Origin of the sequence: Andreprevotia lacus DSM 23236 (genome assembly GCF_900176275.1) — a bacterium.
Classification (GTDB): domain Bacteria; phylum Pseudomonadota; class Gammaproteobacteria; order Burkholderiales; family Chitinibacteraceae; genus Andreprevotia; species Andreprevotia lacus.
This window is the reverse complement of the sequence record NZ_FWXD01000017.1, coordinates 33916-48366: the sequence shown is the minus strand read 5'-3', so window position 1 is coordinate 48366 and position 14451 is coordinate 33916. Positions and strand designations below refer to the sequence as shown.

The 14451-nt window shown below is 65.0% G+C and carries 17 protein-coding genes; 12 read left to right on the top strand and 5 right to left on the bottom strand.

Translation table 11 applies throughout. From position 1 onward, the window contains the following. Positions 1–4 precede the first annotated feature (4 nt). Positions 5–823 carry an NAD(+) diphosphatase gene (nudC, locus tag B9A19_RS14405; protein ID WP_084091506.1) on the top strand — a complete coding sequence of 273 codons (819 nt, stop codon included), beginning with the start codon at positions 5–7 and terminating at the stop codon, positions 821–823. A 40-nt stretch (positions 824–863) separates the two neighbouring features. Here nudC and B9A19_RS14400 read toward each other — a convergent pair whose 3' ends face one another. Next, positions 864–1307, bottom strand: coding sequence for a nuclear transport factor 2 family protein (locus tag B9A19_RS14400; protein WP_084091505.1), 444 nt, complete (start codon positions 1305–1307; stop codon positions 864–866). After that, positions 1304–1708 carry a nuclear transport factor 2 family protein gene (locus B9A19_RS14395; RefSeq protein ID WP_084091504.1) on the bottom strand — a complete coding sequence of 135 codons (405 nt, stop codon included), beginning with the start codon at positions 1706–1708 and terminating at the stop codon, positions 1304–1306. Before B9A19_RS14395 ends, B9A19_RS14400 begins: the two co-directional genes overlap by 4 nt. A 159-nt stretch (positions 1709–1867) precedes the next feature. Between B9A19_RS14395 and B9A19_RS14390 the strand changes: the two genes are divergently transcribed. Then, complete coding sequence (locus tag B9A19_RS14390; protein WP_176216947.1) at positions 1868–2824, top strand: LysR family transcriptional regulator; 957 nt, start codon at positions 1868–1870, stop codon at positions 2822–2824. On the opposite strand, the gene B9A19_RS14385 is transcribed toward B9A19_RS14390, so the two are convergent. Continuing rightward, positions 2821–3993 (bottom strand): benzoate/H(+) symporter BenE family transporter, encoded by a 1173-nt coding sequence (locus tag B9A19_RS14385; protein WP_084091502.1) that lies wholly within the window; start codon positions 3991–3993, stop codon positions 2821–2823. The two genes, B9A19_RS14390 and B9A19_RS14385, sit on opposite strands and share 4 nt — an antisense overlap. Positions 3994–4357: 364 nt before the next feature. Between B9A19_RS14385 and B9A19_RS14380 the strand changes: the two genes are divergently transcribed. The 4 genes from B9A19_RS14380 to B9A19_RS23325 all read left to right on the top strand — a co-directional run bounded on the left by B9A19_RS14380 (position 4358) and on the right by B9A19_RS23325 (position 7742). After that, positions 4358–5263, top strand: coding sequence for a DMT family transporter (locus tag B9A19_RS14380; protein WP_245804349.1), 906 nt, complete (start codon positions 4358–4360; stop codon positions 5261–5263). Positions 5264–5362: 99 nt separating this feature from the next. Continuing rightward, a complete protein-coding gene (locus B9A19_RS23335) occupies positions 5363–5485 on the top strand; it encodes a hypothetical protein (protein ID WP_281249574.1) in 123 nt (40 codons plus the stop codon). Between the two features lie 25 nt (positions 5486–5510). After that, positions 5511–7028 carry a methyl-accepting chemotaxis protein gene (locus tag B9A19_RS23330; RefSeq protein ID WP_139798857.1) on the top strand — a complete coding sequence of 506 codons (1518 nt, stop codon included), beginning with the start codon at positions 5511–5513 and terminating at the stop codon, positions 7026–7028. Between the two features lie 126 nt (positions 7029–7154). Next, positions 7155–7742 (top strand): sugar O-acetyltransferase, encoded by a 588-nt coding sequence (locus B9A19_RS23325; protein WP_084091500.1) that lies wholly within the window; start codon positions 7155–7157, stop codon positions 7740–7742. Between the two features lie 73 nt (positions 7743–7815). Here the strand turns inward: B9A19_RS23325 and B9A19_RS14365 are convergent, their stop codons facing one another. Next, positions 7816–8880, bottom strand: coding sequence for an MCP four helix bundle domain-containing protein (locus tag B9A19_RS14365; RefSeq protein WP_084091499.1), 1065 nt, complete (start codon positions 8878–8880; stop codon positions 7816–7818). A gap of 415 nt (positions 8881–9295) precedes the next feature. On the opposite strand from B9A19_RS14365, the gene purE reads away from it, so the two are divergent. The 5 genes from purE (at position 9296) to B9A19_RS14340 (ending at position 12861) form a co-directional block, all read left to right on the top strand. Beyond that, a complete protein-coding gene (gene purE / locus B9A19_RS14360) occupies positions 9296–9781 on the top strand; it encodes a 5-(carboxyamino)imidazole ribonucleotide mutase (protein ID WP_084091498.1) in 486 nt (161 codons plus the stop codon). A 20-nt stretch (positions 9782–9801) separates the two neighbouring features. Next, positions 9802–10071, top strand: a complete 270-nt coding sequence (locus B9A19_RS14355; protein WP_084091497.1) for a hypothetical protein — start codon at positions 9802–9804, stop codon at positions 10069–10071. Further along, on the top strand, positions 10071–11213 hold the full coding sequence (locus B9A19_RS14350) for a 5-(carboxyamino)imidazole ribonucleotide synthase (RefSeq protein WP_084091496.1): 1143 nt from the start codon (positions 10071–10073) through the stop codon (positions 11211–11213). The genes B9A19_RS14355 and B9A19_RS14350 overlap by 1 nt, the downstream gene beginning before the upstream one ends. A 149-nt stretch (positions 11214–11362) precedes the next feature. Continuing rightward, on the top strand, positions 11363–12055 hold the full coding sequence (locus B9A19_RS14345) for a DNA alkylation repair protein (protein ID WP_084091495.1): 693 nt from the start codon (positions 11363–11365) through the stop codon (positions 12053–12055). Between the two features lie 80 nt (positions 12056–12135). Continuing rightward, positions 12136–12861 (top strand): GNAT family N-acetyltransferase, encoded by a 726-nt coding sequence (locus tag B9A19_RS14340; RefSeq protein WP_084091494.1) that lies wholly within the window; start codon positions 12136–12138, stop codon positions 12859–12861. 191 nt (positions 12862–13052) lie between these two features. Here the strand turns inward: B9A19_RS14340 and B9A19_RS14335 are convergent, their stop codons facing one another. Further along, complete coding sequence (locus B9A19_RS14335) at positions 13053–13391, bottom strand: DUF2185 domain-containing protein (RefSeq protein WP_084091545.1); 339 nt, start codon at positions 13389–13391, stop codon at positions 13053–13055. A gap of 122 nt (positions 13392–13513) precedes the next feature. On the opposite strand from B9A19_RS14335, the gene B9A19_RS14330 reads away from it, so the two are divergent. Next, on the top strand, positions 13514–14392 hold the full coding sequence (locus B9A19_RS14330) for a phosphoribosylaminoimidazolesuccinocarboxamide synthase (protein WP_084091493.1): 879 nt from the start codon (positions 13514–13516) through the stop codon (positions 14390–14392). The last annotated feature ends 59 nt before the right edge of the window (positions 14393–14451 follow it).

Below are 14451 nucleotides of genomic sequence, written 5' to 3'. Positions count from 1 at the left end.
GGGCATGAGCACCTTCCTGCCCCTGTTCACTGCCCCCGATGCTGCCGCCACCGCGCATGTGTTTGCGCTGCTCGGCGAGGAGTTGTTGCTGACTGCCGGGCATCGTTTGCCGGAATGGGCCGCGCTGGCGGCCATGCCAGCAGCCGAACTGGATGCCACGATAGGCGAACTGGCCGGCACACCGTGCCGGCTGCTGGCATGGCCTGCCGGCACGGCCGTGCCCGAGGGCGTGCAGGCGCTGTCGCTGCGCGCGGCGCACGGGCTGCTGGACGACGCACTGTTTGCCGTTGCCATCCGCGCCAAACAACTGGTGCACTGGGACAGGGACCACCGCTTTTGCGGCCGTTGTGGCACCGCCACCCGTTTGCTCCCCGGTGAAATGGCCAAGGTCTGCCCGGCGTGTGAACACCGCATGTACCCGCGCATTTCACCGGCCATGATGGTGCTGATCCGCCATGGCAACCGGCTGCTGCTGGGCCGCTCGCCGCAGTTCCGCCCCGGCGTGTACAGCGCGCTGGCCGGCTTCGTCGAGCCGGGTGAATCGGTCGAGGATTGCGTGCACCGCGAAGTGCAAGAGGAAGTCGGCCTGCGCATCACCAATCTGCGCTGGTTCCAGAGCCAGTCCTGGCCGTTTCCGCACTCCTTGATGCTGGCGTTTTTCGCCGATTACGTGTCTGGCGACATCGTGCCGCAGCCGGGTGAAATCGAAGATGCACAATGGTTCAGCCCGGATGCGCTGCCCGAGCTGCCCTCGCGCGCCAGCATCGCCTGGCGGCTGATCCAGGCCGCGCTGGCGGAAATGGCAGCGGATAGCGCCAGCTGAGCACCGCTGCCGGCACAACTCCGGCAGCCCCATGCCCCCGTCAGCGCGGGTGCAGCTCCCACACCACGGTCACGATTTTCCACTGGCCATCGATGCGTGCCAGCGCCAGATAATCCACCCAGTCCTGCGCCACCAGCTTGACGGCGGCCATGTCGCCGCTGACATCCAGCACCGTCACGTCGGCGCGGCGCAAAGCCGGGTCACGCGTGGCGCCGGCACCCTTGCCGGTGTAGTAGATCAGCCCGTCGGCGCCCATTTCCTCCACGCGTGCACCGTCCGCCCCTTGCGCCACGTTGCGCTTGGCCAGTTGCGGCGACAAGGCATTGCGCATGCGCGCCGCGTTGCCGTCGTACCAGCCCTCGATATAGTCGCGCGCCACCGCATCCAGTGCCTTGCAATCGGCCGGCGCGCAGGGGGCGGCGCCTGCACCTTGTGCCACTACACCCAACGTGCCGGCAAACAGCATGTTCAGCAGTGTTTTCATGGCTGCGCCCCTTGCAGGATGTTGATGATTTTCCACTGCCCGTTGATGCGGCCGGCCTGCAGGTAATCGGTGCGCTTGCCGCTGCCCACCCTGGCAAACGCCGCATTGCCATAGACATTGAACACCACGATATCAAGCGCCGGCATGCGCTCGGCACTGCCGCTGGCAGCGGCACGCGTCAGGCTGGCTGCATCGCCCTCTTGCAAACGGCCACCGGCTTGCAAGGTACGCACGGCCAGTTGCCCGTGCACCATGGCAGCCAGCCCGCCGGTATCGGCGGCATACCAGGCCGTGGCGTAATCACTGGCCAGTTGCCGCACGGCGGCCACATCGTCCTGCGCTGCGGCCACCGCCGCGTGGGCAAGCATGGCGCTCGCAAGTACCAAGACTTTCGTTTCCATCACCGCTCCTCACCGGCTGCAAAGGCAACCTTGTGCGGCAGATTCTAGAAAGCGGCCGGCCCTTGCAGCCATGCCGGCACGGGCATGCAGGTCATGCGCCCATGGCATGGCTTGCTCGCCTATCATGAGCACTCGCGCAGTCCGCGCGGGGAGCAAGCCATGGCCAAGTCCGATCTGAGCGACATCGACATCAACCTGCTGCTGGTGCTGGATCAACTGTTGCGCCACGGCAGCGTGACCGCGGCGGCCGATGCGGCAGGGGTGACGCAATCGGCGATGAGCCGCTCGCTGGCGCGGCTGCGCACCCTGTTCAACGATCCGCTGTTCGTGCGCAATGGCAACCGCATGGTGCCCACCGCGCGCACCGAGGCGCTGCGCGGGCCGCTCAAGCAGATCCTCGGGCAGATATCGGCCATGCTGGCGCCGGTCGACTTCGACCCCAAGCTGGCGCTGGGCCAGTTCCGGCTGGCGATTACCGGCCATGCCATCTGCTCGCTGCTGCCCGAGGCGCTGATCCAGCTGCAAAAGCAGGCGCCAGGGCTGGCGGTGGAAGTGTGCGGCTGGGATGCCGACACCCTGCTGCAACTGGGCGACGGCGGGGCCGATCTGGCGTTTGGCGTGGTGCCCAGTGCACCGCCCGGTGTGTTCCAGCGATTAGCGTTTCGCGACGAATTTGCCTGCGCAGTGCGCCAGCACCACCCGCTGCTGGAACTGGGCGGCATGACGGTGGCCAACTACTGCAACTGGCCGCATGCCGAGCTGTCGATGGGCAGCGACATGCGCAGCCGCATCGACGAAGCGCTGAACATTGCCGGCTGCCAGCGCGTGGTGGGGCTGCTGACCCCGCAGTTCTGGACCGCGCTCGAAGTTGTCGCCTGCACCGACCTGATCATTACTGCCCCGGCCCATCTGCTGCGGCATTATCAATCCCAACTGGGCTTTGTGGTGCTGCCCACCCCGCCTATCGCGCTGCCGACGCTGGGCTACACCTTGTTCTGGCATGCACGCCACCAGCACGACCTGCGCCATGCGTGGATACGCCGCACCTTGTGCGAGGTATTCCGTCAGCGCATGGGGCTGGATGCGCGGGAGGGGCTGGAGGAACTGGCCGGTTAAGCCCGCTTGTGCAGCACCACGCTGGCCACACCCCCGGCCAGCAGGCCCCAGAAGGCCGCACCAATGCCGAACAAGGTGAGGCCGGATGCAGTAACCAGAAAGGTGATCAGCGCCGGCTCTCGACCGTGTTCGTCGCGCACGGCGGCCAGCAGGCCGCCACCGATGGTATTGATCAGCGCAAAGCCAGCCACGGCCAGCACCAGCTCCTTGGGGAAGGCGGCGAACAGCGCGCCCACAGTGGCACCGAACAAGCCCACCAGCAGGTAGAACACACCGGCCGAAACGGCGGCCAGATAGCGCTTGCGGCTGTCTTCGTGCGCTTCCGGCCCCATGCAGATGGCGGCGGAGATGGCAGCCAGATTCACTGCAAACGCACCGAACGGTGCCAGCAGCAGATTGGTCAGCCCGGTGGCGCCCACCACGGCCGATACCGGAGCCGGAAAGCCCTGCGCACGCGCTACCGCCACGCCGGGAATGTTCTGCGACGCCATGGTGACGATGAACAGCGGCAACGCCACGCCGAAGAGAGCATGCAGCGAGAACGCCGGCATGGTGAACACCGGCCGCGCCAGCTCAAACTGCACTTGCGCCAGATGCAGCTGCCCCTGCAGCGCAGCGATCAAAGTGCCGACCGCCAGTACGCCGACGATGGCATAGCGCGGCAGCAAGCGGCGCAGCAGCAGGTAGACCGCGAACATGGCGGCCACCATCACCAGCTGCGTCTGCAACGCGGCAAATGCTCCCATGCCGAAGCGCAGCAGCACACCGGCCAGCATGGCCGAGGCCAGCCCCAGGGGTACGCGGGCCATGGCGCGCTCGAACAGGCCGCTATAGCCGCTCAGGGTGATCAGCAGCGCCGAAATCATGAAGGCGCCAATGGCCTCGTTCATGGGCACGCCGGCCACGCTGGTCACCAGCATGGCCGCGCCGGGCGTAGACCAGGCCGTGACCACCGGCATGCGATAGCGCAGCGACAACCCGATGCAGGTCAGCCCCATCGCCAGCCCCAGTGCCCACATCCACGATGCAATCTGGGCCGGCCCGGCACCCAGCGCCTGTGCAGCCTGGAACACGATGACGGCCGAACTGGTAAAGCCGACCAGCACGGTCACAAAGCCTGCCACCACTGGGGCCAAGGCGTGAAGCAAACGATGGACAAGCTGCGGCATGGTCACGCTTCATGACGAATGGGAATGACAGCGATTGTGGTGCGCGCAGCCACAGCAGGGCAGATACAGTGGCCGCTGCGCCAGCCCCTTACAGTCGCGGCTGGCCCGGGATGCCGGCTGGCCCCGTTCCACCGCCACAGCACCGTAACCACGCACCAGTTGACGCAGCCCTTGCAGGCCAGTTACCTTGAAGCCATGCAAGCAAACCACACTCCGCGCACCGTAATCAGCAAACGCTGGTGGCTAAAAGCCCACCAGCGGTAGCGTGCGCGCCACGCCACCGCAATGTCGCGGTGGTGTGCACATCAGGCACCCGAGTTGTACAGCAGCCATCGCGGCCCCCATTCCCACAAGGAGCCGTGAATTGACCAGTACTGCCATCCCCCACCCTGCAGCCCGCGCCGAACAGCTTGGCGTGATCCTGGCCATTGTTTCAGCCACCTGTTTTGCCACCAAGGCGATCTTCGTCAAGCTGGCCTACCGCCATGGTGTCGATGCGGTCACCCTGCTGACGCTGCGGCTGGTTGGCACGCTGGGCATACTCGGCCTGTTGCGCTTGCTGTGGCGACGGCCAGCGCAAGCACCGATGGCGCGGCGCGATATCGGCTGGCTGCTGTTGCTTGGCTTTCTTGGCTACTACCTGGCCAGCGTTACCGACTTCATCGGCCTGCAAACGGTGAGCGCCAGCCTTGAGCGGCTGGTGCTCTATCTCTACCCGACCTTGACCGTGCTGTTCACCGCCGTGCTCACCCGCAGCGCGATCACGCGCCGCACCATGGGGGCGCTGGCGCTGACCTATGTCGGCATCGTGCTGGTGGTGTGGCCGGGGCTGCATGACGCGCATGCCGACGTGGCCGGGCTGTTGTGGGTATTTGCCAGCAACGTGGCATTTGCGCTCTATCTCACCTTCAGCCCGCCGCTGATAGCGCGCGTCGGCTCGCTGCGCTTTACCGAAATGGCGCTCAGCGTATCGGCCGGGCTGATGCTGGGGCACTTTTTGCTCACGCATCCGGCCACGCAACTGATACAGCCGTGGCCGGTCTATGCCTATGCAGGCGTAATGGCTGCGGTAGCCACGGTGTTGCCGCTTTATCTGATGGCCATGGCCATGCAGCGCATCGGCGCCGGGCGTACCGCCGTGGTCGGCAGCTTCGGCCCCATCATCACCATCGTGCTGGGCATGGGGGTGCTGGATGAGCACCTAAGCGCCGTGCAGTGGCTGGGGGCGGTGGTGGTGCTGGGCGGCGTGGCACTGGTCAGCCGCAAGTGACGCCGGACCGGCTGTAAGCTTGTCCTTGAAAGGCACAATGGAACGCACTTAGATGGTGAGGTAAACGGCCGCACTCGCGGCCATGCCCCGGAGGTTGTCATGCAACAAGCGAAGGTTGCGCGCCAGGCGCGCTGGTGGTTTGCCCTCTGGCTGTCCTATCTGTTGAGCGCGCTGGCGGTGCTGTGCTGGCAGGATGCCGTACGCAGCTGGTTGTGCAACTGACGGTACGCTGCGGAGAATCAGCACGATGCCAGGCACACGCGCATTCGACGATATCCTGCAGACGCGCTCGCGCGAGGCAGCAGCCCAGGCCGACCGCACCATGCTGCAGGTGCTGGCGGCACTGCTGCTGATTTCGCTGGGTCTGGCCAGCTGGCATGGCACCTGGCTGGCCGCGCTGCTGATCGGCATACCGGCCTTTGCCGGCCCGCTGCTGCTGTATCAGACGCAGCCGGGTGGCACGCTGTGCCGGCTGGCCAGCGCCGCCGCGCTGATGGTGTTTGCGGCGCTGCAAATCCACCAGAGCAGCGGCATGCTGGAGTTTCATTTCTCGATTTTCTGCCTGTTGGCCTTTTTGCTCTATTACCGTGACTGGCGACCCATCGTGTTTGCCGCAGTGGTGATTGCCGTGCACCACGTGGCGTTCAGCCTGATGCAGGCCGCGCAGCTGCCGGTGTTTGCCTTTCCGGCCGGGCAGGCCTCGCCGGGGCTGGTGGTGCTGCACGCGGCCTTCGTGGTGGCCGAAGCCGGCGTGCTGTGCCTGCTGGCGATGCGCATGGCGCTGGAGCGGCGCAGCGCCTATCTGGTGGCGGTGCAGGCCGAGCTGATCAGCCAGGGGGACCTGATTACGCGCGTGGAGGAAACGGGCGGCAGCACACGACTGCTGGCCTTGGTGCTGGGCATGCAGGATCAGCTGCGCAAGCTGATCCAGGATGCATCCTCCGGCAGCGCACGCATCGACCAGGATTGCAACGAGCTCAATCGCCTGGCCGGCGAGGCCGCTGCCAATTCGGCACGGCGCGTGGCGGGGGTGTCGCAAAATGCGCAAGACACCGAGCAACTGGCAGCGCAGATCAACCGGCTGGCCGAGCAGGCCGATGCGGCCGCCGCGCTGGCCAGCCACTCGGCCGAGCAAGCCGGCAGCGGCAATGAAATCGTCGGCCGTTCTGCCAGCGAGATGCAGGCCATCGTCAGCCAGCTGGCCGATACCTCGGGCCGGGTGGAAAGCCTGATCGAGCAGACCGGCCGCATTGCCGGCATCATCGGCGTGATCCGCGATATTGCCGACCAGACCAATCTGCTGGCGCTCAATGCCGCCATCGAGGCTGCCCGCGCCGGCGAGCAGGGGCGCGGCTTTGCCGTCGTGGCCGACGAGGTGCGCAAGCTGGCCGAGCGTACCGGCCAGGCCACGGCGGAAATCCAGAGCATGATCAACGACATGCAAAGCAGCAAAACCATTGCGCTGGAAGGCATGCAGGCCGTATCGGAGCGTGCCGACAACGGCTTGCGGCTGGCGGGCGAGGCCGGCAGCGCCATTGCCGGCGTGAGCGATGCCACGCGCGATGCGGCGCGGCAGGTCACCGAAATGGCTGGCACCTTGCGCAGCGAAGCTGCCGCCAGCCGCGATATCGAAGCCGCCTTGCAGGCACTGGTGCGTGCGGCGCATGCGGGCGACGAGATCACCCAGCGCACCGCGGAGCTGGCCGGCGACCTCAGCCGCGTCGCCGCCGGGCTGCGCGAGGGCATGGGCCAGTTCAGGGTCTGAATGCCGGCCGTGCAGGGAGGGGCCAAATACGTCATGTACGGCACGCATGACCTGTTGGCGTTTGCCCGGGGTTCCTGAAAACACCGCCCTGCGTTACGCTGATTCAGGACTTTCAGGAGAACGGCATTGGCCCTGGATCAGATTGATGGACTGGTACGCTACAGCTTTGAAGACATCAAGCGTGGCGGTGGTGAAGACTGGCAGCGCGAGCGCGCCTTGCTGGATCGCTTCAACAACGAGCAGATGGACGAAGCCGAGCGCCGTGCCCTGATGCGCGAGCTGTTTGCCGAAGCGGAAGACTGCTGGGTAACGCCGCCGCTGGGGCTGGCGCGCGGCAAGCGCGTCAAGCTGGGCCGCAAGGTGTTCATCAACAGCAACGCCACCATCGGTGGCGGTGCCGACATCACCATCGGCCAGCACACGCTGCTGGGGCCCAATGTGCAATTGATGACGGCCACCCACCCGGTGGACCCGACCGAGCGCCAGCGCTGGGCCTTCTGGGCTGCGCCCATCACCATCGGCGAGAACGTGTGGATCGGTTCGTCCGCCATCATCTGCGCGGGTGTCACCATCGGCGACCATAGCGTGATCGGTGCCGGCAGCGTGGTCACCAAGGACATCCCGCCCTGCGTGCTGGCCGCCGGCAATCCATGCAAGGTCATCCGCGAACTGGAACCACCCGATATGGCAACGCTATATGACCTGAACCAGTAAACCCGGTTTCATGCGCTGAAAAACAACAAACCCGGCCAAGCCGGGTTTGTTGTTTTATGGATTGCGCGGCGGATCAGGCCGGCTCGGGCACCAGTTCCGGCTCAAAGGCCTGCATAACAGCCTCAACCGGCACGTCCACCGGCGCTGCCATGCCATCGGCACGGGTGATGAAGCCCATGGCTTCCAGCTCGCGCAGCTGCGCCCAGGCGGTTTCGCCAAAGACCTCGATCAGTGCCGACAGCGCACGCTGGCCGTCAATCAGCACCAGCAACTGGCGCGCACGGCCGTCCACCAGCTTGTCACGTGCGGTCAGCGCGGCATTGCCGGCGGCAGTCTTGCGATAGCGCCAGCCATCCATCATGCGGTCCCGCATGGCCAGCAGCGAGTCCATCACGCTGCCGGCACCAAAATCGGCACGGCGCATGGAGAGCTTGAGCTTGCCGTTGGCGAGATCGGCCGCCAGATCAACCGCTGCATTCAAGTCCACCCCCACCTCGCGCATCACGGTACGGGTAATGCGCCAGCCGGTGAACAGTGCGATGACTGCCGCTGTTGCGCCGAGCACGACCAGCCACAGGCGGGCAGCACTCACGCTGGCATTGCTGCTCTGCATGGCCTGCTGCAGCTGGGCACCACGTGCCGCCAGCATGTGATCGAGCACGCCAAACAGCGCAGTGCGGCGCTGGCGCAGTTCGATGTTCACCTCGGTATTGGCACCGTAGCGGTCCTCGATATCGAGCATTTCGCGGATCTGGGCAATTTCGCTGTTATAGCCACCCAACGCCAGCTGCAGATCACGCGGGGCGCCACCGGTTTCCAGCTCTGCCAGTTGCCGGCCCAGCTCGGTCACCCGCCGGTGCGCGCCGTCCAGCTGTTCGGTCAGCACGCGCGCCTTGGCGGGCTGGTCGGCCAGCATCAACGCCAGCAGATGCCCTTCTTCGGCCAGGACGGCTTCCTTGAGCTGGTGCACTGTTTCCAGCCTGCGGCTACTGCTGCCCACCGCGTCGTTGAGCTGGGCCTGCAGCGTATTCATGGTGTGCCAGCTATAGGCGCTGACGGCCCCCAGCAACACGATGACCGCAGCAAAACCCGCCGCCAGCCGTTGGCCGAGCGACAGACGCAGCAAGGATTTTTTCATACCAGGCACCCGAATCGTTTAGACGTTCGGAGCTTAATGCGTACGGATGACCGGACAATTGCACTGACATGACAGCGGTTTGCGACAGGCAAAAAAATGCCGGGCGCATGCCCGGCTTGAAGCGAGAAGATGGAAACAAACAACATGTCACCCATAAGGCAACCATGTGCTCATCATGGTCCAAGCCAAAACATTAGTCAATACTAATTTTCTAATTAGCAACGACAACCAAGACCCTGCTGGCACTTTGTGCTCGCCGGCCGCACGGTTTGTACCGCCTGCGCTTTGCCTGCCTTGCGGCCGCCGCACCGGTTTTTGTTGGCGGCTCTCATCGTCAAATTCATCACCTGTTGTCGGTTGGCTTTATGGGCAGGCAATATCTTCGGTAAAATCAACGCTTTTTGGGGTGGTGCGCATGATTCAGGTCGGCGTGGTAATGGGCAGCAACAGTGACTGGGATGTCATGCGGCACGCGGCCGAACAGCTGCAAGCCTACGGCGTTGCGTTTGAATGCAAGGTCGTTTCTGCACACCGCACACCGGATCTGCTGTTCGAATACGCAGAAACAGCGGCCAGCCGTGGCATCCAGGCCATCATCGCCGGTGCCGGCGGCGCAGCCCACCTGCCGGGCATGCTGGCCGCCAAGACCACCGTGCCGGTGCTGGGTGTACCGGTGCCAAGCAAATACCTGCGTGGCGAAGATTCGCTGCTGTCCATCGTGCAAATGCCCAAGGGCGTGCCGGTTGCCACCTTTGCCATCGGCGAAGCTGGTGCGGCCAACGCAGCGCTGTTTGCCATTGCCATGCTGGCCAACAGCAGCAAGGAACTGGCCGACAAGCTGGCTGACTTCCGCGAGCGCCAGAAGCAAACCGTGCTGGCGATGGAACTGCCGCCGGTTTGATGCCCGTCGGGCAATCCTCCATGGATGATCACGATCAGGAACGCTGGCAACGCGTGGTGACAGGTGGCTTCTGGCGCTGCCTGCTGTTGCGCGGCCTGTTGTTCTGGGGGCTGCCGTTCTGCCTGTTGTATGGCGCGCTACCCGTTGTCTTGAATGATCCCGGTCCATACTGGCAGCATGTGCTGTCGGCCTGGCCGCTGGGATTGGTGGCCGGCCTGTTGTACGGATTGGGTTTTTGGGGCTACGCACAACTGCAAGTGGTGCGGGCCCGACAGAGAAAGGAAGACTGATGGCTGTGAAGCCGATTTTGCCGCCCGCCATGCTGGGCATTCTGGGTGGCGGCCAGCTGGGCCGCATGTTTGCCACGGCAGCCAAGACCATGGGCTACCGCGTGACGGTGCTCGACCCGGATCAGAATGCCCCGGCGGCCGATTTTGCCGACGTGCACATCGCCAAGCCGTATACCGACCCGGATGCGCTGGCCGAGCTGGCCCGCACCTGTGCGGCCATCACCACCGAGTTCGAGAACGTCAACGCCGACAGCATGCGCTGGCTGGCGGCGCAAGGCGTGCCGGTCAGCCCGTCGGGCGATTGTGTGGCGATTGCGCAAGACCGTGTGGCCGAGAAGACCTTTATCCGCAATGCAGGCCTCGCCACCGCGCCCTTCCTCGCCATCAACAATGCCGGCGACCTGAACGGCGATCTGTCGGCCTATCTGCCCGGCATCCTCAAGACTGCCCGTCTGGGCTACGACGGCAAGGGCCAGGTGCGCGTAAAGACCGCTGAGGAAGCCCGCCTGGCGCTGTCCGACCTCAAGCACCAGCCCTGCGTGCTGGAAAAAATGATGCCGCTGGTGGCCGAGGTCTCGGCCATCGTCGCGCGCACCAGCAAGACCGAGATCGCCTGCTTCCCGGTGGCGGAGAACCAGCACGTTGGCGGCATCCTCGATGTGTCCATCGTGCCGGCCCGTGTCGAGGCGGCCATCGCCGAGCGTGCGCGCCAGATGGCGATGCAGCTGGCCGAGAAGCTCAACTATGTGGGCGTGCTGGCGGTCGAGTTCTTCGTGCTGGAAGGCGACGAGCTGGTGATCAATGAAATGGCGCCGCGCCCGCACAACAGCGGCCATTACACGCTGGATGCCACGCTGACCAGCCAGTTCGAGCAGCAAGTGCGCACCATGTGCCACCTCTACCCCGGCAAGACCGATCTGCTGCGCCCAGCGGTGATGGTGAACCTGCTGGGCGACGTATGGGGCGAGCACGGCGCCGAGCCGCGCTGGGATGTATTGCTGACCGCACCGAACACCAAGCTGCACCTGTACGGCAAGAAGGACGCACGCGCCGGCCGCAAGATGGGCCACTTCAACGTGCTGGCCGCCAGCGCCGATGCAGCGCTGGAACAGGCCGAGGCCATCAAGGACACCTTGCGCTGAACGGCTGATGCCCTGCGTATCTGCAGTACCAAGAACCCGGCCAGGCCGGGTTCTTTGCATTCAGCCAGCTCAAGCTGTGACGCTCCCGCGCTCGTCAGCGGCCCGGCTCATCGGGCATCATCACCTGATCGTCCCATGGATTGCCCGCCATGACCGCACAGCCGCTCACCCCCGAAGGTTTCGTCGCCAGTTTGCAGCACGGCTTGCTGGCGCAGGCCGACACGGCTAATGCTGCGGCGATGGCGGCCTATATGCGCGATCAGTTTGCCTTTCTGGGCGTAAAGTCGGCTGAGCGCCGCGCCGTCACCACCCCGTTGATCCGCGCTGCGCGCAGCAGCTTTACCGCTACCGATTACCTGCATGCCGCCCGGCAACTGTGGGCACTGCCCGAACGCGAATACCAGATCGCCGCGGTAGACCTGCTGGCAGACCGCCCTGCCCGGCTTGGGAGCGAGGCCCTGCCGGTGCTGGACGAACTGATAGGCAGCAAGGCATGGTGGGACAGCGTGGACGGTCTGGCGGCCAACGTGGTCGGCCCGCTGGTGCAAATCCTTCCGGGACTGCTGCCAGTGATGGACGACTGGGCCGCAGGCGAGCGGCTGTGGCACAAGCGCACCGCCATCCTGCACCAGCTGGGCTACAAGACCGCTACCGATACCGCGCGCTTGTTTGGCTATTGTCGTGACAATGCCGGTCACCCCGATTTCTTCATCCGCAAGGCCATAGGCTGGGCGCTGCGGCAATATGCGCGCACCGACGCGGATGCGGTGGGTGGCTTTCTGGCCCGCGAGGGCGAACGGCTGTCGCCGCTGTCGCTGCGCGAGGCCGCCAAGCATCTGTAACCGCCACCGCCCGGCCGCACTGCCACTGCGCGCAGCCCCACGGCTGATGCACACTGCATGCTGGATACCCGGAGCGCGCCATGCCTCACGACCTGAATGAATACGGCCAGCCCGTTGGCCCGTTGCTGCCCGGCTGGACACCACCAACGCCACCCGAGCGTCGCGTATTGTCCGGCCATGGCTGTCGTCTGGAACCGCTGGATGCGGCCCGCCATGCCGACGACCTCTGGCAAGCGTACAACGTGCCCGGTCAACCCAGCCTGTGGACCTATCTGGCAGCAGGCCCGTTTGCCAGCGCCGCCGAAGTGCACGCCTGGACCGCGGAAATGGCCGCGCCCAGCGACCCGTTGATGTACGCCATCATTGACGACGCCAGCGGCAAGGCGCTGGGCGTGGCCGGCTATCTGCGCATCATGCCCGCCTCGGGCAGCATCGAGGTCGGTCACCTGACCTATTCGCCCGCCCTGCAGCGCAACCGGCTGGCCACCGCAGCCATGGTGCTGATGATGGAATACGCGTTTGCGCTGGGCTATCGCCGCTATGAATGGAAGTGCAATGCGCTGAATGCGCCATCCTGCCGCGCGGCGGAACGGCTGGGCTTTCTGTACGAGGGCACCTTCCGCCAGGCCACCGTGGTGAAAGGCCGCTCACGCGATACCGCGTGGTATTCGATCCTCGACAGCGAATGGCCGGCCCTGCACGCGGCCTTCCAGCAATGGCTGGCCCCGGACAATTTCGATGCCGATGGCCAGCAGCGCGCGGCACTGTCTGCGCTGACGCGGGCGGCACTGGCTGCCCTGCGTTGAGTCCACCCCCACAAATCCCTCCCGGACCACTGACGAGCAATAGCGAGGCTCCCTCGTGGCTGCGAGGGCGGGGGGAGTGGAATCAAACAGGCAAGAGCCGCTGGTTCACCCCACGAGATGAAGCGCACCCGGCTTGGCCGGGTGCTTGATGCCTGCCCTCTTGCAACCGCCGTTTGCAGGTACACGCAGGCTTACGACCAATCTTCGACTTCGTAAAACTCGTCGCTGTCCGGCAGTTTCTCGAACGCGCTGCCGACCGGGGCGTCGAGCAGCGGGATGATGCTGGGGTCGTAATTGGCCAGCGTATTGAGCTTGTACACCCCCAGATACTTGGGGTTGTCCATGTATTCGTCCGACTCGTCGCCGGCCAGCAAGCGCCAGCCGCTGTCGTCCTTGTCTTCCGGCTCTTCGCGGTACATGAAGCCGACCGGTGCGCCGTCGACCACGATACGGTCGGTGGCAAAAGCATCGCCATGACCCTCGATCAGCGGTTTGAGTTCATGCGGGGCGAGTTTGAAATGCTTGGCCATGCCGGTTTCCTCCGTATTTGCGGCCAGCGTGCCGACTCGCGGCGTGCTTGGCAAGCCCAACCGTGGCAGAGCGCGTTGTACAATACCGCCCTGACGCTATTTACCACTTTGCAGGAGCCGCCATGTCCGGCCTGACCACCACCAACCTCACCAGCCTGAAGAAGATCTACTCGGGCAAAGTGCGCGATCTGTACGAAATCGACGATACGCGCATGCTGATGATCGCCACCGACCGATTGTCGGCGTTCGACGTGATCCTGGCCGAGCCGATCCCGGAAAAGGGCAAGATCCTGACCGCCATTTCCAACTTCTGGTTCGACAAGCTGAAAGACGTGGTGCCCAGCCACTTCACCGGCGACCAGCCGGAGGACGTGGTGAGCGAAGCCGACCGCGCGCAGGTGGAAGGCCGCGCCGTGGTGTGCAAGCGCCTGAAGCCGGTACCGGTCGAGGCCATCGTGCGCGGCTATATCGCCGGCTCGGGCTGGAAAGAATACAAGCAGCACGGCACCGTGTGCGGCATTGCACTGCCGACCGGTCTGCGCGAAGCCGACAAGCTGCCGGAACCGATCTTCACCCCCAGCACCAAGGCAGCAGTGGGCGATCACGACGAAAACATCTCGTACGCGCAGTGCGAAGCCATCCTGGGCGCCGAGCTGGCCGCCAAGGTCAGCGCCACTGCCATCGCGCTGTACAAGAAGGCATCCGAGTACGCGGCCACGCGCGGCATCATCATCGGCGATACCAAGTTCGAGTTCGGTCTGGATGAAAACGGCACGCTGTGCCTGATGGACGAAGCGCTGACGCCGGACTCCAGCCGCTTCTGGCCGGCCGACCAGTACCAGCCGGGCAGCAACCCGCCCAGCTACGACAAGCAGTTCGTGCGCGACTGGCTGGAGAGCACCGGCTGGGACAAAACCCCGCCCGCACCGGCATTGCCGCTGGAAGTGGCCGAGAAGACTGCCGCCAAGTATCGTGAAGCACTGGCCAAGCTGACCGGCTGATCAGCCCGGCACGGCACATCAGCCCGCAAGGCTGGCTGCCGGCAAATAAAAAAACCGGC